Origin of the sequence: Sediminibacillus massiliensis (assembly GCF_900156915.1) — a bacterium.
GTDB classification, from domain to species: domain Bacteria; phylum Bacillota; class Bacilli; order Bacillales; family Amphibacillaceae; genus Sediminibacillus_A; species Sediminibacillus_A massiliensis.
On the sequence record NZ_LT732535.1, the window covers coordinates 3468337 to 3489561 of the forward strand.

General features: G+C 42.1%; 21 protein-coding genes. 12 read left to right on the top strand and 9 right to left on the bottom strand.

All coding sequences use genetic code 11. The annotated features are described in order from the left end of the window. The first annotated feature begins 80 nt into the window (after window positions 1–80). From CZ434_RS18030 to CZ434_RS18040, 3 genes are all read left to right on the top strand, one after another. Window positions 81–932 carry an MIP/aquaporin family protein gene (locus CZ434_RS18030; protein WP_077624398.1) on the top strand — a complete coding sequence of 284 codons (852 nt, stop codon included), beginning with the start codon at window positions 81–83 and terminating at the stop codon, window positions 930–932. A 15-nt stretch (window positions 933–947) separates the two neighbouring features. Beyond that, on the top strand, window positions 948–2438 hold the full coding sequence (glpK, locus tag CZ434_RS18035) for a glycerol kinase GlpK (protein ID WP_077624399.1): 1491 nt from the start codon (window positions 948–950) through the stop codon (window positions 2436–2438). Window positions 2439–2653: 215 nt separating this feature from the next. Further along, the gene (locus tag CZ434_RS18040) at window positions 2654–4342 is read left to right on the top strand and encodes a glycerol-3-phosphate dehydrogenase/oxidase (protein WP_077624400.1); all 1689 of its coding nucleotides are present in this window, start codon (window positions 2654–2656) and stop codon (window positions 4340–4342) included. A 137-nt stretch (window positions 4343–4479) separates the two neighbouring features. Here the strand turns inward: CZ434_RS18040 and CZ434_RS18045 are convergent, their stop codons facing one another. Next, entirely contained in the window at window positions 4480–5490 is a 1011-nt protein-coding gene (locus CZ434_RS18045; RefSeq protein ID WP_077624401.1) for a FecCD family ABC transporter permease, read from the bottom strand. Beyond that, window positions 5490–6515 (bottom strand): FecCD family ABC transporter permease, encoded by a 1026-nt coding sequence (locus CZ434_RS18050; protein WP_077624402.1) that lies wholly within the window; start codon window positions 6513–6515, stop codon window positions 5490–5492. The genes CZ434_RS18045 and CZ434_RS18050 overlap by 1 nt, the downstream gene beginning before the upstream one ends. Before the next feature lie 135 nt (window positions 6516–6650). Here CZ434_RS18050 and CZ434_RS18055 point away from each other — a divergent pair, with 135 nt between their 5' ends. The 3 genes from CZ434_RS18055 to CZ434_RS18065 all read left to right on the top strand — a co-directional run bounded on the left by CZ434_RS18055 (window position 6651) and on the right by CZ434_RS18065 (window position 10260). After that, window positions 6651–7634 carry an iron-hydroxamate ABC transporter substrate-binding protein gene (locus CZ434_RS18055; RefSeq protein ID WP_077624403.1) on the top strand — a complete coding sequence of 328 codons (984 nt, stop codon included), beginning with the start codon at window positions 6651–6653 and terminating at the stop codon, window positions 7632–7634. A gap of 168 nt (window positions 7635–7802) precedes the next feature. After that, on the top strand, window positions 7803–8096 hold the full coding sequence (locus CZ434_RS18060; protein ID WP_077624404.1) for a hypothetical protein: 294 nt from the start codon (window positions 7803–7805) through the stop codon (window positions 8094–8096). Window positions 8097–8526: 430 nt separating this feature from the next. Beyond that, on the top strand, window positions 8527–10260 hold the full coding sequence (locus CZ434_RS18065; protein ID WP_077624405.1) for an ABC transporter ATP-binding protein: 1734 nt from the start codon (window positions 8527–8529) through the stop codon (window positions 10258–10260). Between the two features lie 64 nt (window positions 10261–10324). Here the strand turns inward: CZ434_RS18065 and CZ434_RS18070 are convergent, their stop codons facing one another. From CZ434_RS18070 to CZ434_RS18080, 3 genes are all read right to left on the bottom strand, one after another. After that, entirely contained in the window at window positions 10325–10942 is a 618-nt protein-coding gene (locus tag CZ434_RS18070; RefSeq protein WP_077624406.1) for a PepSY domain-containing protein, read from the bottom strand. Between the two features lie 102 nt (window positions 10943–11044). Continuing rightward, complete coding sequence (locus CZ434_RS18075; protein ID WP_077624407.1) at window positions 11045–12394, bottom strand: HAMP domain-containing sensor histidine kinase; 1350 nt, start codon at window positions 12392–12394, stop codon at window positions 11045–11047. Beyond that, window positions 12384–13079, bottom strand: a complete 696-nt coding sequence (locus CZ434_RS18080; protein WP_077624408.1) for a response regulator transcription factor — start codon at window positions 13077–13079, stop codon at window positions 12384–12386. The genes CZ434_RS18075 and CZ434_RS18080 overlap by 11 nt, the downstream gene beginning before the upstream one ends. Before the next feature lie 217 nt (window positions 13080–13296). Between CZ434_RS18080 and CZ434_RS18085 the strand changes: the two genes are divergently transcribed. Continuing rightward, window positions 13297–13992 (top strand): NAD(P)H-dependent oxidoreductase, encoded by a 696-nt coding sequence (locus CZ434_RS18085; RefSeq protein WP_077624409.1) that lies wholly within the window; start codon window positions 13297–13299, stop codon window positions 13990–13992. Between the two features lie 24 nt (window positions 13993–14016). After that, window positions 14017–14199, top strand: coding sequence for a hypothetical protein (locus CZ434_RS18090; RefSeq protein ID WP_077624410.1), 183 nt, complete (start codon window positions 14017–14019; stop codon window positions 14197–14199). A gap of 59 nt (window positions 14200–14258) precedes the next feature. Here CZ434_RS18090 and CZ434_RS18095 read toward each other — a convergent pair whose 3' ends face one another. Then, the gene (locus CZ434_RS18095) at window positions 14259–14822 is read right to left on the bottom strand and encodes a DUF2179 domain-containing protein (protein WP_077624411.1); all 564 of its coding nucleotides are present in this window, start codon (window positions 14820–14822) and stop codon (window positions 14259–14261) included. A gap of 261 nt (window positions 14823–15083) precedes the next feature. Between CZ434_RS18095 and CZ434_RS18100 the strand changes: the two genes are divergently transcribed. Continuing rightward, window positions 15084–15506, top strand: coding sequence for a DUF1801 domain-containing protein (locus CZ434_RS18100; protein ID WP_077624412.1), 423 nt, complete (start codon window positions 15084–15086; stop codon window positions 15504–15506). A gap of 106 nt (window positions 15507–15612) precedes the next feature. Then, entirely contained in the window at window positions 15613–16956 is a 1344-nt protein-coding gene (locus CZ434_RS18105) for a hydroxysqualene dehydroxylase (protein ID WP_077625248.1), read from the top strand. A 263-nt stretch (window positions 16957–17219) separates the two neighbouring features. Here CZ434_RS18105 and CZ434_RS18110 read toward each other — a convergent pair whose 3' ends face one another. After that, complete coding sequence (locus CZ434_RS18110; protein ID WP_245831021.1) at window positions 17220–18038, bottom strand: alpha/beta fold hydrolase; 819 nt, start codon at window positions 18036–18038, stop codon at window positions 17220–17222. Between the two features lie 164 nt (window positions 18039–18202). On the opposite strand from CZ434_RS18110, the gene CZ434_RS18115 reads away from it, so the two are divergent. Then, window positions 18203–18463: a metal-sensitive transcriptional regulator gene (locus tag CZ434_RS18115; protein ID WP_077624413.1), complete on the top strand. Its 261-nt coding sequence runs from the start codon at window positions 18203–18205 to the stop codon at window positions 18461–18463. 54 nt (window positions 18464–18517) lie between these two features. Here CZ434_RS18115 and CZ434_RS18120 read toward each other — a convergent pair whose 3' ends face one another. Further along, the gene (locus CZ434_RS18120; protein ID WP_077624414.1) at window positions 18518–19120 is read right to left on the bottom strand and encodes a MerR family transcriptional regulator; all 603 of its coding nucleotides are present in this window, start codon (window positions 19118–19120) and stop codon (window positions 18518–18520) included. Window positions 19121–19393: 273 nt separating this feature from the next. Here CZ434_RS18120 and CZ434_RS18125 point away from each other — a divergent pair, with 273 nt between their 5' ends. Further along, window positions 19394–19840, top strand: coding sequence for a hypothetical protein (locus CZ434_RS18125; RefSeq protein ID WP_077624415.1), 447 nt, complete (start codon window positions 19394–19396; stop codon window positions 19838–19840). Window positions 19841–19938: 98 nt separating this feature from the next. Here the strand turns inward: CZ434_RS18125 and CZ434_RS18130 are convergent, their stop codons facing one another. Beyond that, complete coding sequence (locus CZ434_RS18130) at window positions 19939–20487, bottom strand: DNA topology modulation protein (RefSeq protein WP_077624416.1); 549 nt, start codon at window positions 20485–20487, stop codon at window positions 19939–19941. Between the last annotated feature and the right edge of the window lie 738 nt (window positions 20488–21225).

Genomic DNA, 21225 nt, shown 5'->3' on the forward strand with positions numbered 1-21225 from the left:
TCGAGGGCCCTACCAATAGAGAGCACATATGCGAAATTTGTTGATGGAACCACTATATTATCCTTAAGGGGTGGATGGAGTTGTCAGAGTTCTTAGCAGAAATTATCGGTACCATGATTTTAATCATATTTGGCGGTGGCGTTGTTGGCGGCGTTGTATTGAAGAAAACAAAAGCGGAAGGTGCAGGCTGGGTCTTGATTACAATTGGCTGGGGATTAGCCGTCACAATGGGGGTATATGCTGTGGGAAATGTTTCCGGAGCACACTTGAATCCTGCTGTCACACTGGGATTTGCTTCTGTTGGAGAATTTCCTTGGGCCAAGGTGCCAATGTATATTTCGGCACAAATGATCGGCGCCTTTATCGGTGCGGTAATTGTCTTTTTGCAATACTTGCCACATTGGAAGGAAACAGAAGACCAAGGTGCCAAACTTGCAGTCTTTTCAACAGATCCGGCGGTCAGGAGTCCGTTATCTAATTTAGTAAGTGAAATTATCGGTACTTTTGTCCTTGTCATGGGATTGCTGTTCATCGGTGCCAACAGCTTCACTGAAGGACTCAATCCAGCGATTGTAGGGTTGTTGATCATGGCGATTGGAATGTCTCTGGGTGGAACCACAGGTTATGCGATTAATCCAGCCCGTGATCTAGGGCCGAGGATTGCTCATGCTGTTCTACCGATAATAGGTAAAGGGAAATCTGATTGGAGCTATGCTTGGATACCGGTTGCAGGGCCGGCGATCGGCGGTATATATGGAGCATTGTTCTATCGTGCTATTTTTGCAAATGAGTATGGCTTAAGCTTCTGGGCCGTAACAGGAATTATTGTCGTCATTATGATAGTGGCAACAAACATCGAACTGAAAAAAGGCAATGTATCCGTAACTAGCAACGTTAATAACAACAGTTTGAAAAAAGTAAAAAACATATAATAAGGGGACTTCAAAATGGAAAAATATATCTTATCGTTAGACCAGGGAACAACAAGCTCACGTGCTATTTTATTTAATAAAAAGGGCGAAATTGTCGCGACAGGACAAAAAGAATTCGAGCAGTTCTTTCCGAATCCGGGCTGGGTCGAACATGATGCAAATGAAATCTGGACCTCGGTGCTTGCTTGTATTGCCGAAGTTTTGAGAAAAGGTGATATAGATCCTTCGCAGGTCGAAGGAATCGGCATTACAAATCAACGGGAAACAGCAGTTGTATGGGATAAACATACAGGTAAACCTGTCTATAAAGCTGTTGTTTGGCAATCACGCCAGACAGAAGATATTTGCAGGCAGTTGAGAGAAGAGGGATACCAGGACCTCTTCAGGGAAAAGACCGGTTTATTGATCGATGCCTATTTCTCTGGCACAAAAGTGAAATGGATTTTGGACAATGTAGAGGGGGCCAGGGAGAAAGCCGAACGGGGCGACTTGTTATTTGGAACGGTGGATACCTGGTTGATTTATAAGCTGACAGGCGGAAAAACTCACGTGACAGATTACTCGAATGCTTCCCGGACATTGATGTATAACATATACGACTTAGAGTGGGATGAAGAACTATTGGACATCCTAGCTGTACCAAAAAGCATGCTGCCGGAAGTTCGGCCTTCTTCTGAAGTATATGGCAAAACCGTCAGTTATCATTTCTTCGGCGAGGAAGTACCTATCGCAGGTATTGCCGGTGATCAGCAGGCTGCATTGTTCGGACAGGCATGCTATGAAAAGGGAATGGCCAAGAACACTTATGGAACAGGTTGTTTCATGCTTATGAACACTGGCGAAAAACCGGTTAAATCACAGCACGGTCTCCTTACAACATTGGCCTGGGGGTTAGATGGAAAAGTGGAATACGCGCTTGAAGGCAGTATTTTTGTTGCGGGTTCTGCTGTTCAATGGCTGCGCGATGGTTTGCGGATGATCGACAATGCGCCGGAAACAGAACAATATGCGAGCCGGGTGGAATCCACGGATGGCGTTTATATGGTTCCTGCCTTTGTAGGGCTTGGAACACCATATTGGGATAGTGACGCACGTGGTGCCATCTTTGGACTCACACGTGGTACATCGAAGGAACACTTTATCCGTGCGACATTAGAGTCATTGGCTTATCAGACCAAAGATGTCCTTGATGCCATGATTGCTGATTCAGGCATTGAATTGAAGTCATTGCGTGTAGATGGCGGGGCAGTGAAAAACGATTTCTTGACGCAATTTCAAAGCGATATCCTCGGGGTGCCGGTGGAACGACCGGAGATTAATGAAACAACAGCTCTTGGTGCAGCGTATCTCGCGGGTCTTGCAGTCGGTTATTGGAAAAACACAGAAGAAATCGCGAAGCAATGGAAAACAGAAAAAAACTTCCATCCAGAAATGACAGAGGAAGATAGAAACAAGTTATATACTGGATGGCAGAAAGCGGTCGAAGCCACAAGAGCTTTTAAATAAAATAAGTATTATTAGTCGCATTCTGTGATAAAACTTGTTATAATGAAGATACAAGTTAATATTTCGTTCGGAGATAAGGAGACCACACGATCACTAAGGATAGTATTATCCTAGGGTTTGTTGTGGTCTCTTTTTTTCTTTAATCCAGTTGTTTTTCTTGAGGACATGGAGAAAACAAGATGAACATCGTTTAAATTATAAAGGAGCGATGGAAAATGACATTTTCAAGTTTGAATCGTAAAGAGATGTACAACAAGATGGAAGCAGAAAAACATGACTTGATCGTAATAGGCGGAGGGATTACAGGTGCCGGGATTGCACTCGATGCCGCGACAAGGGGAATGAAAGTAGCATTGGTGGAAATGCAGGACTTTGCCGCCGGAACATCGAGCAGATCTACGAAACTTGTGCATGGTGGATTGCGCTATCTGAAACAATTCGAAGTGAAAATGGTTGCAGAGGTAGGCAAAGAACGTGCCATAGTTTATGAAAATGGGCCGCATGTGACCACGCCGGAATGGATGTTGCTGCCATTTTATGACGGTGGGACATTCGGACCGTTGTCTACTAATGTAGGGTTACGTGTTTACGATTTTCTGGCAGGTGTTAAAAAGCAGGAACGCAGAAAGATGTTCAAAAAGCCGGAAGCATTAGAGAAAGAGCCTCTGTTAAAAGAGCAAGATATGAAAGGGGCCGGTTATTACGTCGAGTATAAAACAGATGATGCCCGCTTAACGCTTGAAGTGATGAAAAAAGCAGTGGAACAAGGGGCCTTGTCGATCAATCATGCCAAAGTTGATCAATTATTGTATGATCAAGGACAGGTTGTAGGAGTAGAAGTGGAAGATCAGATCGATCATTCGACACACAACATCTATGCAGATCATGTCATTAATGCTGCTGGTCCATGGGTCGATACGCTGCGTGAGCAGGATGGATCCAAACAAGGAAAAACACTCCAGTTGACGAAAGGGATCCATTTAGTATTTGACGGGAAAAAATTCCCGCTCAAGCAGGCGATTTACTTTGATACGCCTGACGGCAGAATGGTATTTGCCATCCCACGGGAAGGAAAAACGTATGTAGGGACGACAGATACTGTATATAAAGGCAATATCGCCCACCCAACGATGACGACCGAAGACAGGGACTACGTATTGAACGCAATTCGATTTATGTTTCCTTCAGTTGATGTAGGACCGGAAGACGTAGAGTCCAGCTGGGCAGGTCTACGACCATTGATTCATGAGGAAGGCAAAGATCCATCCGAAATCTCGAGAAAGGATGAAATTTTTGTTGCAGATTCTGGGCTGATTTCGATCGCAGGCGGAAAGTTGACAGGTTATCGTAAAATGGCCGAAAGTGTCGTCGACCTGACAGTGGAAAAGCTTAAAGCTTCGAAAGGGATTCTGTATTCTTCCTCCTCAACGAAACATTTGCCGATTTCGGGAGGAGATGTCGGTGGATCTGCTGGTTTTAAAGTGTTTGCCAAGGAAAAAATAGAAGAAGCGGTTGCCCTTGGATTATCTCCGGAAGATGCAAACAGTATCGTTCAACGTTATGGTGCAAATGTTACTGAAATTCTGGATATCTATCATAACCAAAAATCAGCTGCTGAGAAAGCGAAATTAGATCCGTTAGTTTACGCGATGCTCCGCTATGCAACTGAACAGGAAGCATGTTACAAACCTGCAGACTTCTTTATTCGAAGAACGGGTGCGTTATTTTTCCATATCGATTGGGTGAAAGCAAATAAAACGGGAGTCATCAATTATATGAAGCAGTTGTTCGGTTGGACAGAGCAGCAGCGGACCGCTTATCAGGATGAATTGGACCAATTGATTTATGAGGCAACACATCCGGTGGATGAAACAGGTGCTCGTGAGGATAGAGAAATTTCGTAGGCAAACGTTGGTGGAGTGAAGGTATTTATATAGTTGGATTGGAAGCATAGCACGAAGCTCCATCCACGGATTCAAAAAGGACGACATCTACATTTGTAGGTGGCGTCCTTCTTTTCTGGTTTGGAAAACTTTACTAGTCACGATTTCATTAACAAATAAATGAAGTAACCTCCGCCTATGAGAGACACAATCAAACCAACTGGTATTTCTGAAGGTGCCAGTATGTTGCGGCCGATGGTATCTGCTGCTAGTAAGAGAAAAGCTCCCATCAGTGCGGTTATTGGAAGAAGTCTTTCAAAGGTTGGACCGACCAGTTTTTTGGATAAATGCGGAACTACCAGTCCCAGAAAGGCAATACCACCTCCGACAGAAACACTTGCTCCCGCAAGAGCGACTGCGATGAACAACAGTGTTCTTCGCTCATGTTCTACCTTTGTCCCGAGTCCCTGGGCAACATCATCCCCAAGAAAAAGAGTGTTTAATGACGTTCCCTTGTATAAACCTAATGGTATAAAGATAAGAATCCAGGGCAGTAAAGCTAGTACATATGTCCAATCTGTTCCTGATATATTTCCGGACAGCCAAACCGTTGCCCGAGTGAAATCATCCGGATCCATCTTTAATTGAAAAACGACAATCAAAGCTGCAAAGGCGCTATTGATCCCGATTCCAACCAAAACCAAACGAATCGGTGAAACCCCGTTTTTCCAGGAAATAGCATAAATGAGCACCGCCGCAATGACGGCACCAATTAACGCAGCTAACGGCAAGAGGAAGATAGACAAAACCCCAGCATCCGCAGTATTTCCCTGAGACAAGAAGATGGTGAGAACAACGGCAAACCCCGCTCCAGCATTAATGCCGATTATCCCTGGGTCTGCCAACTCATTACGTGTAACCCCTTGAAGCAATGCGCCGGATACGGCCATGCCAGCACCGATTAACAATGCAATAACCATCCTTGGTAATCGAAACTGAAACAATACCATTGTGTTTTGTTCATTTCCGTTCCCCGTCAGTGTCCGGAAAACATCCATAGGCGATATCCGGATAACACCGAGATTCAAACTAAGTAACAGGGTCCCTAAGATAGCTAAAACCAGCAATATTCCGATTAACCAAGCTTTTTGTGTCATTTGATTTCTCATTATAAAGCCCTCCCTTCACGACGGGCCAGATAAAGAAAAAAGGGAACGCCAATCAAAGCAGTCACCGTTCCGACGGGTGTCTCGAACGGTGGATTTAACATCCTCGAAACTGTGTCTGCGACCACTAAAAGAATCGCCCCTAAAATGGCAGAACAGGGGATTATCCATCGATAATTAATACCCACAAGAAAGCGGGTAATATGTGGAATCACCAGTCCGATGAAACCGATTGTTCCAGCCACAGATACGGCTGCACCAGTGAGCATTAAGACAACGATCGTTCCAGCCAGTTTAACCAGCCAGGTTTTCTGGCCGAGTCCCTTGGCGATGTCGTCACCTAAATTCAGGATGGTGATCGAGCCTGCAAGCAAAATGGCGAGAATGATGCCGATTACGACTACTGGTGCAAGTAATTTAACATGAATCCACTGGACGCTTGAGACACCCCCCGCATACCAAAACCCCAAGTCTTTTGCGATATTAAAATGGATGACAATAACAGATGATAACGAATTAAGCATGGCGGTCAGAGCTGTTCCTGCCAGAGCGAGTTTCACTGGAGTCAGTCCGGTTTTCGAAATTGACCCGATTCCGAATACTATACCAGTACCTAAACCAGCACCGGCAAATGCCCACAGCATCATGGTAATGCTGGAAGCACCAGGTGTGATTGCAAGTGCTAGAGCCATCATGAAAGCTGCACCGGAAGTTACCCCCATAATGGAGGGAGAAGCAAGTGGATTCCGGGTCATCCCTTGCATAATGGAACCTGAAATGGCTAGAGCAGCCCCGATTAAAGCGGCTGCAAGCGCTCTGGGAATCCGTAGATTTCTGATAATCTGATGTGATGTAATAGCAGGATCGAATTGATAGATGCTCTGCCATATTGCTCCCCATTCCAAGTCGGCAGCACCATATAAAATAGACCCTCCCATAGACAAAAGGAGCAGGATCATCCCGCCAATTAATATTATAGAAGCCAGTACAGGGCGGGATTCTTTATTAGTTGCTTTTTTGATTGTCATATGTAGAACTCCTAAAAAAGGTGAGATTAATAATAACTATCATTGTAATATACCGGCCAAATAAAATAAAGCTTGTAAATGATAATGAGAATTGTTATCATTTATTCAGACAGCAATTTCGGGAGGACAGAAAACATGAAAAAGAAAAACTATCTATACATATTTGCTAGTTTACTATTATGTTTCTTTGTTTTATCAGCTTGTGGGAATAGTGAAGAAGATAATGCTGACGATGAATCGTCAAACCATGAAGAAACATCAAATACCGAAGAAACATCAGAAGAACGAATATTGACAGATGCCATGGGAAATGAAGTGACAATTCCGGCAAATCCTGAAAGAGTGCTTGCTTCCTACCTGGAGGATTACCTAGTAGCTTTAGGTATTACCCCTGTTGCTCAATGGTCTGTTCAAGATGGAGAGAGCATTCAAGATTATTTACAGGATTCTCTGGAAGATGTGCCAACTATTCCTCATGATCTTCCTTATGAAACCGTAGCGAGTTTCGATCCTGATTTAATTATAATGGATTCGGCAGAAATGGTTGAAGGAAATAAATATGATCAATACAGCAGTATCGCTCCGACATACGTGATTGGAACAGAACAAAACAACGATTGGCGTTCAGAATTCAAGCAGGTGGGAGAAATCTTCGGCAAAGAAGAGGAAACCCAGCAGGTCCTGGATGATTACGAACAAAAAGCGGAGGAAGCCAAAGAACAGGTTCACCAAGCAATTGGTGACGAATCAGTAGCAGCCATCTGGCTGGTTGGCAACACTTTTTATATAGTTAGTGACAGCTTATCGAGCGGGGATGTGCTATATAATGATCTGGGGTTGACGCTGCCGAATGTTGTGGAAGAAATATCTGCAAATTCAACTGCGAACTGGTCTGAAATCTCTTTGGAAAAATTAGCGCAATTGGATGCTGATCACATTTTCCTTATTAATAGCGACGGCGATGGAGCCGAAATGCTTGAGGATGAAATCTGGCAGAACATTCCTGCCGTCAAGAATGGCAATATTTATGAATATGGTCCAGAGTCCAGCTGGCTCTACACAGGCCCTGTTGCCAATCAACAAATGATCGATGATGTATTGGAAAGTTTAGCAGAATAATAAATGGAAACAGGGAAGCTTACATGCAGTAAGTATTCCCTGTTTTTTTATTCAAAAATTCTGCTGGTTCTAAATAGACGGGCTTTAAGTTCTTTAATGAAGCGTATGAGTAACATAAACAATTTCTGTATATGATAAAAGGGAAAAAACATATGGAGGAAAACGTTTATGCCTATTCAAAACGGACATGAAATTAAAGCATTGTTTGAAGCATCTCAAAAATTGGAGCAGGCTGCACGCGAGGCCAAAAACAACGCAGATGCAGAGGAGATACAACAACTCCAGGAGGAGCTGCGTGAACTCCAGGCTAAAATTCAGGATGCCCGCGGCAAGGCAATCAATGGCAGTGGAACATCAACCGAGCCATTAATCGAGGCTCAATTAAGTATAGAAGAGAGTCAGCATCAGATGGACAGAGCCCTTTCTAATTTGAACGCCCAGCAAGATAACGTACAGCCTTGACTGTACACAACAACAAAAATCACCCTCGAGGCTTCTACATTCTAAGTGTAGAAGCTTTTTTTACTGTTGCTGGAGAAAATTGTCTCATTTTCTGATAAAGTAAAATATGACAAAGAAATCCAATTGAGTTCAGAATAAAATGACCTTGTAGCTTATTCGTCATACCCATAAACTGCGCCATAACTTTAAAGTGACTTCCTCCCATTCTTTTCGGATTGAGTGGTAGTCCAGCGCTGCGGAAAGCGAAGTGTTCTGCCGCAGCGAGTACATAAGCTTAACTAAAATCAGAACAAGAATAAGCTTCAATAAATAGAATTGTCACTATGTCGCAGTTTCTCTTATCTATGAAGTTCAAAAAGCGTTATCATCTTGGCGAGTGGTCATGGGAAAGTATGTTATTTAGCTTTACTTATAAAAGGAGCATGAATATATGGATACTGGACAAACAAAGCGCGGGTCGTTTTTTTCTCTGCTGCTTTCCTTAAACATTCCAAAATTTGTTTTGACAATCGGGATAGCCGGGAGCCTTTTGACGACGATGGCGGGACTTGCCATCCCGTTATTAACAAGAGAAATGGTCGACGGATTTTCGGTGGAATCACTGAATACTATGTTAATTACAGCCATCGTCCTGGTGTTTATTTTGCAGGCGGTTATTGACGGCCTGTCTTTATATGCATTGACCTATGTCGGCCAAAAGATAGTTGCCCAATTAAGAGAAAAACTATGGTTCAAACTATTACGACTACCGGTTCATTACTTTGATAAACATACCAGCGGAGAAACAGTCAGCCGTGTCGTAAATGATACAGGTATTTTGAAAGACTTGATTTCCCAGCACTTCCCGCAATTCATCGGTGGTATTATCACCATTATCGGTTCGATTATCATCTTGTTCATCATGGACTGGAAAATGACACTGCTTATGTTGATAGCTGTTCCGGTTACGGTTCTGCTCATAGCGCCGCTTGGTAGCAGGATGGCCAAAATATCGCGAAAGCTTCAGGATGACACTGCAAACTTTACAGCCAGTGTCCAGCAGACGCTTAGCGAAATAAGATTAATGAAGGCTTCCAATGCCGAGAACACAGAGGAAAACAAAGGCTTGGTTGGAATCGGAAAGCTTTTCTCCACAGGATTGAGGGAAGGGAAGATTTTTGCTCTCATCGGTCCACTTATGTATCTTGTTGTGATGGTAGTGATCGTCATTATCATTGGATATGGAGGGATAAGAGTAAAAGAAGGTACCATGACAACAGGTTCGCTGGTTGCTTTCTTGCTTTACCTTTTTCAAATTATTTATCCAATTACTTCTTTTACCATGTTTTTCACACAGCTGCAAAAGGCGAAAGGAGCAACAGAACGAATTGTGGATATACTTGGGGTGGAGGTAGAGCCCGGACAAGAGGGGAAAGACATCGATATTTCCAATCAAGAGATTCATATCGTCGATGTATCTTTCTCTTATAGTGAAGATGAACGTGTATTGGAGAATATATCTTTTGATGTTCCAGCTGGTTCAGTTGTGGCTTTTGCTGGGCCAAGCGGCGGTGGGAAAACGACCTTGTTTGGTTTGATTGAGCGTTTTTATGAACCTGTTTCTGGTGAAATTACTATCGGAGACACTCCGGTAAGGGAACTTTCTATGTATTCTTGGAGAAGGCAAATTGGTTATGTTTCACAGGAAAGTCCTATGATGGTGGGCACAATCCGTGAAAATCTTTGTTATGGCCTGGAAGATTCTGTGGAAATTACGGACGAACGATTATGGGAGGTCGCCAAAATGGCCTATGCTGATCAGTTCATCAATGAGTTTCCGAATGGGTTAGACACAGAGGTTGGGGAGAGAGGAATCAAATTGTCCGGGGGACAAAGACAGCGCATTGCCATTGCCAGAGCCTTTCTGAGAGACCCGAAAATTTTGATGATGGATGAAGCAACAGCAAGCCTCGACAGTCAATCTGAGGGGATAGTCCAGCAAGCTTTAACAAGGCTGATGGAGGGCAGAACCACCTTTATCATTGCGCACCGGTTGTCAACGATCGTCAATGCGGACAAAATCATTTTTATAGAAAATGGGAAGATAACTGGTACGGGTACACATCGGGAGCTGGTGGACTCCCACAATCTATACAGGGAATTTGCGGAGCAACAGTTAAGATAGTACTGTATAAAAATAGCCGGCACTAATATGTGCCGGTTTTATAAATAATAAGGATCCTTTTTCATTAATCATTGTCTGTTTCAATTTCTAATACAAGGACTTCACCAGTAATGGCATCAATTTCGATATCAGCATCCCGATTCCCATCGACCATTTCAATTTCATAAACTAGGCGATTGTCGTCCTCGTCTAATTCCAATTCTTCAATCTTCCCGGAGAAATTATCCTTTGCGATTTTTTCCGCTTCCGCTTCACTAATTACTGTTTTTTCTGCTGCATCGCTGCTGGTGTGATTGTCTTCTTCTTTACCATTGCTGTTAGTAGTCCTATCATCACCTGATTCATCGTCATCAGGTATAGGCTGCTTAGAGGAATCATCTGAACGACTTTGAGCTGAAACGGATTTTTCCTCAAGTTTTATAACTTCAGCAGTGTTTCCGTCTATCTGCAATTCGTATTCTTTGTTATCAACGATAACTTCGACTTCATAGATTGCTTTATTGCCTTGTTTTTCAAATTCCAACTCGGTAATTTCACCTGGATAAAGCTCCGTTACCTGCTTCCGGATATCATCCTTGGAATAATCCGGATCAGCGTTTACGATTCCTGACTGGGAAAACGCAAGGCCCATGATACCTGCTACAACCATTACTGCGATGACAATAACTGTTTTTTTCTTCACTATGAATACCTCCTGTTCTTTAGTATCCTCATTGTATACTTACATCATGAAAGGAGGATGTGAGGAAGATTAAAATTTGATGAGAAATTGACTAGTGGTTTATTATCTTTTTAGTTTCAGTGTGAAAATGGAGCCTTTTTCCGGTTCACTCTCGACTGTCAATTCAGCTCCATGTGCTTTCGCTATTGATTTGGCAATGGAAAGCCCTAGACCTGTTCCTCCTGTATCCCGGCTTCTGGCTTTATCGACACGGTAAAAACGATCAAAAATGCGATTTGCATCCTTGGCTGCCATCCCTTGCCCACGATCTTCCACTTTTAAAATCACTTGACCGTCTTGAGGAAATACACTTACATAAATGGATTCATCACTATACTTGATGGCATTATCGATTAATATGTAAATAATCTGCTTGAGTTGGTCCCTGTTGCCATGAACATGGAGATTCTTATCCTCTATCGCAACATGTATATCACGATGATAAGCACTTTGGAAGGTGGAGGCGGTTTCTTTTGCAGCTTCCCCGATGTTGACAATTTCTCTCAAATCAGGCTGTTTATTTTTGGCTAAAGCAAGCATTTGTTCTACCAGTTTTTGAATCCGGTCAGCTTCCGAATCGATTGCTTTTATTGACTCATTAAATATGTGCGGGTCTATGTTTTTTCTTCTTTCCAACAATTGAGCATAACTCTTTATGATTTGGATCGGTGTTTTCAATTCATGCGAGGCATCTGAAACAAACATCTCCTGCTTTTCATAGCTGGCTTTTAACTGCTCGATCATTTCGTTAAAAGTCATCTCCATTTCGTGAATTTCATCATTGGAATGATGTCTTATATCTAATGTCTGCCACTTTTCAAGTTTTGTATTCTCCTTCATAGCCTGAATAAGTTTCTGGATTGGCCGCAATAGAAAACTGCTTAATAATGAACCTGCTATAAATGCCGGAACTAATACAATAAGCGATAGGACTCCCAACACAAATAAGAGCGTACGCATGGTCTGATGAAAAGATACTAGATGATTCGATACTTGGAGGGTTACTACTTTTCCTCTATTTTCACCTGCCGGCCAAATGAGCGGCTTCTCGATGACAACAATGTCCGGTGCATCTTCCTTCGTAATCAGTTCCCGATTTTCATTATTGGAGAAATGCCAAGGCAAGCTTAGATAATCTTTTGACCTTGTTTGCTCGATAATCGGAACATTATTTTCTGAAATTATCCGAATCATACCATTTGCAGGCAGGTAAGCTTCCATTAATCCTCTTGGGTCTACATCTGGATTTTCATTTATAGCCGAAATGACATCTGTCGTTATGAGTTCGAGTTCTTCCAATTCGGCATTTGTGCTAATCTTGTAGAAGAACACATATACAGCCATATTAACTAATAATACTAAAAACAATATGAACAAACTGGAAAACAACTGGATTTTCGTTCTAAGTTTCATGATTGGTATCCTTTATCGTGTAGCCCACGCCCCTTACCGTTTGAATATATTTTGTACCATAATCTTTTTCCAATTTTTGTCTTAAGTAACGAATATAGACATCGACTATATTGGTTTCGCCATGATAGTCATAACCCCAGACTTGTGCGATCAACTGATCCCTTGTCATCACGATATTCTTATTACGAAGCAAACATAGAAGCAAGTCGAATTCTCTCGCTGTCAGTTCAATTAGGAAATCCCCCTGCCTGACTTCGCGGGAGTCAGGATCAACGGTTAGGTTACCTAGGGAAAAAGTATTCATCTGCTGCGGCTTTGTTTTGGGCCTTCTTAGATGGACACGTATTCTTGCCAGCAATTCTTCTATTTGGAAAGGTTTGGTGATGTAATCATTCGCACCTAGATCGAGTCCACTCACCTTGTCGTGCACTTCATCTCTTGCGGTTAGCAGGATGATTGGTGTGTGTTCATCCCTTTTTCGTAGTCTTCGTAAAACTTCAAAGCCGCTTAATTCAGGAATCATGATATCCAGCAAAACTAAATCCCATTCTTTTTCTTCCATTAACTGTAGTGCTGTTTTGCCGTCACCAGCAATCTCTGTATGATAGTTCTCGTAACCGAGCTCCAACTGTAAAACGCGACTAATCTTCTGTTCATCTTCTACAATCAGTATTTTAGGCGTCATTCGTCCATTCACCTGCTTTAAGAAATATCTTTCTAAAGGTTTCTATATTTCTGCCTTGAGCTGTTTGTTTATATAATAGCAAAAATGGAACAGAATAAGGAATCCATTTTAAATTCTAATATCCTCTGGATAAATCGAAATGTATCAGTGCGGAACATAAGACAATACGAGAGTTGTAAGCTACAATACTAACAAAATGTAGTGGGAGGCAGTAGGTGTGAAAACGCTATTAATTATATCCCATCCGGATATTATCGAGTCCAGGAGCCAGCAATATTTTTTAAACTCCATCAAAAACTTTGAGGGAATAACCGTTCACCACCTGGAATCCGCTTATCCGGACGGTAATATCGATGTTTCGGAAGAACAGAAATTACTTAGACAACATGATCGGATTCTTTTTCAATTTCCTTTTTACTGGTACAGTTCTCCTCCTTTGTTAAAGCATTGGCAGGATGTTGTGCTGGAAGATGGGTTTGCCTATGGGACTAGGGGAAATGCATTAGCTGGAAAAGAGTTCGGGTTAATCATGATGATTGGAGTGCATGAGAAGGAGTATCAAGCCGGGGGAGAAGAGTTGTACACAATAAGTGAACTTACCCGGCCCTTCCAGGCAATGGCTTATAAAACGGGTATGAAATATCTTCGTCCCTTTTCCATTTTCCAATTCGCTTATTTGGAAGAGGAGCAAAAGATGAAAATGCTCGTTCAATACTGGCAGAAACTGACGATGGAAAATGATGACAGCTTGGCTTCCCGGGAACGGTGGCTCATTAAGCAGTTGGAGAATATATCCACATCAGAGAAAAATCCTAAAGGGGTAAATGTGGTGGATTTTGCCATTGGGATTATGGAAGAAAATCGAGATACAATGGATGATTTGAAAATTGTTTTGGATCAGATGTATGGATGACGACAAAATGGGGGGGGATAAAAGGTGGAAAAGGAAACATGGATCCTGGAAGAGTTGGAAAAACTTTTCGTCAATAGTCAGGATTATAATGAACGGATTTTAATCAAAACGACCCAAGATATCATCAAAGAACAAAAGAAACGGATCCATCAGATGGAAGATGAGATAGAAGGAACTATTTGGAGTCCGCGAAGATGGGGAGAGTGAACTCTTTTCATTGAAAAAAGCGTATAGGGATATTTGCCCTATACGCTTTGTTGTTGATTTTAAGCCTCAGATGGAGAGGACTGGTTCTGTTGTCTTTCCATCTTCCTTCTTCTTCTTTTACTCATCGCTTTTAATAGGAAGCCGCCATGGAACTTCGTTGGCTCATAAGCCACAAGGAATGCATTCGGCTCGTACTTTAATACGAGGGTTTCCAATTCTTCCTCACGTCTTCGTTTAGTCAGTATCTCTAATTTATGTCTGGAGCTGTCCCGCCCCTCTCCGCGGAAAGTTGTCACTCCAAATCCTTCGACACGCAGTCTTTCTATTAATTCATCATTCAGGTTTTGTGTATTGACAATGAAAGTGGTATAACCGACAGCCAGTTTGTTCTCCACTACACCGCCTATATACAGTCCTACTCCAAAACCTAACGCATAAACAAGCATTGCTACTATGTTTTGATCTCCTGTTAAAACGAGAGAGAATGCAAAAATGTTAATAAAGGCTTCCACAACGCCTATCACTGTTGCCTGGGCCTTCAAGTTTTTTACTAAGAAAATAATCCGGATCGACATGATCGGAACATAAATAAGCTGAATGAGAAAGATTAGTAGTATTTCCATTAGTCTCACCTTTCTTTAAGTATTTTCTTGCTATGATTTTTACAGGGATTTATATAAACACCAATATTGATGTTGGTTTTCCTGCTGTAAAACGGATGTTTTTAAGAGAATGATCAATGACTCAGCTTAAAGGTTTTATTTATCCGATAATGAAATAGATTAAACATCGGGCTCCATGAAAGCGATATAGCAGAGAAATGGTGAATCGGGTAGGAAATAGATAAACAGACAGAGAATTGTTAGAACAAAGGAGTGAGGAAAATGGCTTATGAACAAAAAACAAAACAGACAGATCAAAGTGTGATCGAATTTATTGAGAAAGTGGAAAGCCCAAAGAAACGGGAGGATGCTTTTAGGTTACTGGATATATTCACTTCAACGACCGGATATGAAGCGAAAATGTGGGGAGCAAGCATTATCGGGTTTGGGCGGTATCATTATAGATATCAAACCGGCCATGAAGGGGACGCGCCGTTAGTCGGTTTTTCACCCCGGAAAGCAAAAATCAGTTTATACCTTGCTCAGGCAGAGCCGAATCGCGAGACATTATTAGCGGAACTTGGAAAACATAAAACCGGCAAGTCGTGTGTTTATATCAACAAGGTGGATGATATCGATATAGACATATTGAAAAAAATGATTTCTGAATCGATCTCTTTCCTGCAAGAGACTTACCCTGAATAAAACAAGAAGGTCGCACTTTTCTGTCTAATGATTTATTCCCCTGAGTAAGAAGAGTAGAGATGGAAAGGATATTAGTAATATATAAGGAAAGTGCGGGGTTATGGAAATGGAAGATAAACAATTTGACGCTGTTGTTGTGGGAGCAGGATTGGCAGGGTTGACCTGTGCGCTGGAATTAACAGAGAAGGGGTATAAGACACTTGTCCTGGAGGCCAATCATGTCGTCGGTGGGAGGACGTCATCCTGGGTGGAAAACGGGATGCATGTGGAATCAGGTTTCCACCGGGTGATCGGGTATTATAAGCAATACCCGGCGGTGCTGGCCAAGGCAGGCGTTGATGTCAATAAAATTGTGAATTGGGAGGAACGAATGGACGTACGTTCCCCCATTAAGGAAAGAATCGCAACGTTCGGTATTGCTCCGTTGCACGGACCCGTCAAAATGCTGCAAGGAATTCTTGGCAACAATGATATTCTTTCGTTTTCTGATAAGTTGTCGCTGCTCCCTTTTTTTGTGAAAGGATTCTGGGATTATCTCAATCATCCGGAAGAACTTGATAAGGTGAGTATCCATGAGTATGCAAAGAAGCATGGTGTGCATGATGATGCTTATCATATCCTGCTTTTTCCTTTGACGGCTGGACTGTTTTTCCTACCACCTGAAAGGTACTCTGCCTATGTATTTTTTGGATTGTGTTTTCCGGCGGTAACGCGATTTTATAAGATGCGTATTGGTGCATATTTAGGCGGAATGACAGAAATGACCACAAAGCCGATTGCCGACGCAATTGAAACAAAGGGGGGAACTGTCCGGACCGGTGTGAAAGTGGATAGACTGCTTTATCAAGACGGAATAGTAACAGGAGTTGCATTCAAACAGGAAGAAATCAAGGCAAAGCAGACGGTCGTCGCGACTGAATTGGGTGCTGCCAAACGAATTTTGAAACAGTCCGGAATAAATCATGAAGGTCTTGCTAAAATGATGAAACTTCCAACAATGCCTGCTGTCACGATTCAAATGGAATTGGACAAGCCGCTTATTCCTTATGACCGGACTACTTTTGGAGCAGGAACTGCTTTAGTCAGTTTTGCAGAACAATCACGGACTACTTTCAAACATGTTCCTGGGCGGCTTTCGGTTATTTTGGGACCGTCTGACCGATTTTTGGACATGAAGCCGGAACAAGTACTTGAAATAACAATAGAAGAAGCACGGAAAATCGGCCTTGATATTAAGCCTCACTTAAAGGATTACCGTATTGTATCCCATCCGGAAGACTTCCATTCCTTAGAACCAGGCCATGATTGGATGCGCCCCGACCAATCGACACCAATCAGAGGGTTGACCTTGGCAGGTGACTATACCAGACAACCCTATTTTGCCACTATGGAAGGAGCAGTTATTTCCGGACAGCGTGCTGCACAAATCGTGCTGCAGTATTTACATTAGACTATCAGCAAGCTACGTTTTCGAACTAAGCAAAGTTGGTGTTCTGCCGGGTGATTGATTTCCAAATAGTTCATTTTCTAACTGGCAACCAATGACACAATAAAAAGCGCAGCAGCTTATCCGGCTTGTTGCGCTTTTTATTCCAGGAAAAAATGAACAGATGAGGAGTTTTAAGAGTGGAAACTGGCAGAAGGGGAAAATATCCTCGGGTTCCATCCCTTTCAATTCTTAAATTATTCGAAGTAAGTATATATGTTGGCGTTTTAATGAGAAGCTAAGTGCCGCAGAAATTCATGTGCGACAATACTTGGCTGGTCTATCATGGAATAGTGGCTGGCATTCGGTATGATTTTAAAGCTTGAATGAGGAATTGTCTGCTGTAGAAGCAATCCCCAAAAGGGCACAAGGTACCTGTCGTGCTGTCCCCATAATAGCGTAACAGGGCATTTGATTCCAGGTAAATAAGGAACGAGATCTTCTGTCTGGTGATGATTCAATGCAAAGGATGCCTGACGAAGCTCTTCCGGTCCGCTCGGTGTATTGAAAGGTGACGTGAACTTTTCGATTAAATGCGGAGTCAGCATCGTCGGATAGTAAACCCCTTCTCTCAACATTCGTTCGATAAATAGCGGGGAAGGTACAAATTCTTCTGCAGTTGGGTAGCGGATGGAGACCACTTTCGGCAGCGGCCAATTTGCAAAACAAACTCCGTCTATCACTACAATACTGGAAACCCGCTCTGGGGAGGCTACTGCCAGAATTTGTACAACACCGCCACCCAAATCGTGTCCGATGAAGTGAGCTGTTGGGATATTCAGCTGGTCTAGCGCCTGAACGATGTAATTAGCCTGGTCTGGTAATGTCAAATCCGTAAAAGGGGCACGATCAGACTTTCCGTAACCAATCATATCTATCGCAATCACAGCATAATTTTCAGCTAAATAAGGGGCAACCTGGTCCCATAAATGGGAATTGGTCGGAATCCCGTGAATAAGTACGACCACTTCCTGGCTATTTGATTCATGAAAGAATCTTATGTTCATTTTATATTCACCGACACATACCCTTTGTTCCTTAAGCAAAATAAATCCTCTCCCTTTTTTCAAACTGCATGTAAAATTACTTTATGCGCGCTATTTGTTAAATTGCCTGTCTTTTAGAATTATCCCGGCAGTTGACGTTATACCTGTCAGGGTATATAGTTGTGCTAGATATATTTAAAGAACAATAATGGAGGGGAATTATCTTGGAATACGATGTTCAAACGAAGAACCGTGTGAAACGAATCGAAGGACAATTGCGTGGTATCTTGAGGATGATGGAGGAGGAAAAAGACTGTAAAGACATCATTGCCCAGTTGTCCGCAAGCAGAACTGCACTCGATCGAACTATCGGTGTGTTGGTAAGTGCCAATTTAATCGAATGTGTCAGAAAAGCGGAAGAAAGTGGAGAAGACAGTGATGAGTTAGTGAAAGAGGCCGTCAACTTACTGGTAAAAAGCAGATAGTTAGTGGACAAGGTGTGAAAAAAGCAAAAAAAAAGAACATTGATTTGTTCATTTTTACTCTCTTTGGAATAGCCTTTTCCAAAATCCTTTTTGCTGGCCCTTGGCGGCTGCAGCTTCTTCGTAAGATTTCTTGGTCTCTTCCATGCTTTTATTCATATGATCAATCATCCGTACATCCCGTTCATTGATGATCCGTTTTAATTCAAGATTGTCTTGTTCCAACTGGGAAAACTTTTCTTGGATTAATCGCATTTCTTCTTGCCTTTTTTGCTCTTGAAGCTGCATGTAACTTTTAAAATTATTCTTCAGTTCGTGAAGTTCCTGGTTTACGGAGATTAATCCGTTCCGGCCTTCATTTCCTGAAGGAAGCGTGATTGTTACAGGCAGGCCCTCTGATTCAAGCCTCTCGTTTACTGCTTCCTTTTTCAGTCCTTCACTATATAGCTTCCGAATCAATTTCAATTTTTCCAAGTCAGAAACTCTGACCCTGTATTCTCTGCCGTGCTTTTTAAAATTGATGATGTGTTCATGGTTAAGTATATATCTTTTTAAAGTGGCGTTAGGAATTTTTGTCCATTCTGAAGCTTCGGAAATGCTCACATAGTTTGTATTGTTTCTGTCCTTCTCTTCAGCTTGTCCATCCATTTGTTTACTCATCGATCATTCATCATCTCCTGTTCATCCGGATATGTCTTTCTCTTGTTACTAATATTCGCTCTGAACAAGGAATTGCCCTGCATAAATGATTGATTTCCGGTCATGTTTTAACTACAAGATGTCCATCCAAATGACATTATTCATTCACCCCCTTGTCGAAGCTGTAGGTTAAATGATGAACTTTTGACTTGGCATATATTACTTGTTTAGGTTTGCCCTAATCGGGTTATAGAGTAATAACAACGGAGTCAAATTTACGGAGGGGTGTTTTCTATGAAAAAATCTACTATTGGTATGATAGCCGGATCTACTGCTTTAGTATCTGCCGGGACTATGGTGGCTGTGAAGACTTTCCAGAAGAAAGCGAAAAATGAAGAGCAAGGAAGTTACGACTTTAAGCAATCACTGAAAAATAATACCGGCAAAACTATTCAAAAGACCAAATCGTTAATCGACGGCCAAATGGGTATGATGAAAAAAGAAAAAGAAGCACTGGACGATATGGAAACAAAACTTGACGACAATGAAGGGAAGGCTCAGGCAGATAACACCATTGCCAAGAAGGATGATATTGAGAGTCCCGATGCAGATAAAGATGAAGCTGAAAAAGGATTAACAGGACTGGATCATGAATATAGAGCTGAATGGGTGGCTAATGGCTTCCCGCAAACCCACCGGGATATGGAAAGATTGGAAGAAGAAGAAAAGAATAATCAATAAGTGATCCCATGGGTCGGACCGGCGGTTCGACTCATTTATTTTCGGGGCCAGAGGATGATGTTCCCATGACCCCGGTTTAAAAAGGAAGTTCGCCTGTTTTAAGGGGTAATTTTTGAAGGCGATTCAGCTTCAATCGTGCTGGTTCTTTCAAGTTGAGTAAGGAAATCTTTTGTATGTCTGGGTTTCTTTAGGTGGTAAATAGTGATATTGCCTGCGTTTCTAAGTTTTTGTTTTACGATGGGAGCCTTTTGTTGTTTATATCTGGCGACCCATAACACAAATTGGGGATCCAGTCTTTCCGGGCAGCCCTTTCCCATATCGGGCCTTGTTTTTCCCCTGTATTGAAATCTTCTTTTTATGATCCCGTAGAGGCACCGGATGGTGGAATAATCCAGAAAAATCACTGTGTCAGCTGCTTGTAGACGCATTTCCATGGTTGAGCTGTAATTTCCATCAATAATCCAACCATCTTGTTGAAAAATTTCCTGATGATAGCTGATCAATTCTTTCTTGGGGATAGGCTCCCATCCAGGTTTCCAGAAATAAGCGTCTAAATGATAAACTGGAAGATTCAGTATAGTACCGATTTGTTTAGCGAGCGTCGATTTGCCCGCTCCTCCACTGCCGATTATGGCGATTTTCTGCATTTCATTTCCCCCTTCCAATACCGCAGATTTTTGTGAGAGGTTTACTATCTTACCATTATTTTTTGAAAAATCAATACAATTCAAAAGGAAATTTTTCCAATAGCGAAGTAAAAAGACCATTTCAGATAATCAAGTCAAAACCACGGAATTTCATCCATCGAAAACACTTATTTAAAAGTTTTACAAATGAGGCAAAATGCAACATAGTAAAAGTTCATTCTCGGGAGACTTTCTCTCTTTCTGATTAAAATGAGTGGTATGCCTTCGCTGTTAGGAGTTTTCTGAATTTCGATGTTAAGATACCTATGTTAGACATATTCTGGGATTTAACCCCAATTAACTAAAAGTCAATCGTAAGCAGCGGAAATTGCTTGCTTTCCTTGAATATATTGTTCATTTTCTGTTTTGGATGTAAATTAATGGTTGTCTTTTAAAATTTTTGCCAAAGGGCAGTTCCGAAAAATCTGCAGTGTGTGTGCTGTGAATTGACCTAGTAATAGTTAGCTTTATTTGTTGCGAGTACACATGTTAGACAACTTTCAGGACCACTTCTCACTTGATCAGATATCTATCTTAAGCTGCGGAAAAATGCGAGACTCCAGTGGGAAAGGAACAGTCTGAAGACCCCGCAGGGCGCTTTTCCCGAGGAGGCTGAAGCGTTCCCCACGGAAAGCGAGTATTTTTCCGCAGCGCTGGACTACCACTCAATCAGAAAAGGATGGAAGGAAGTCCCGTTAA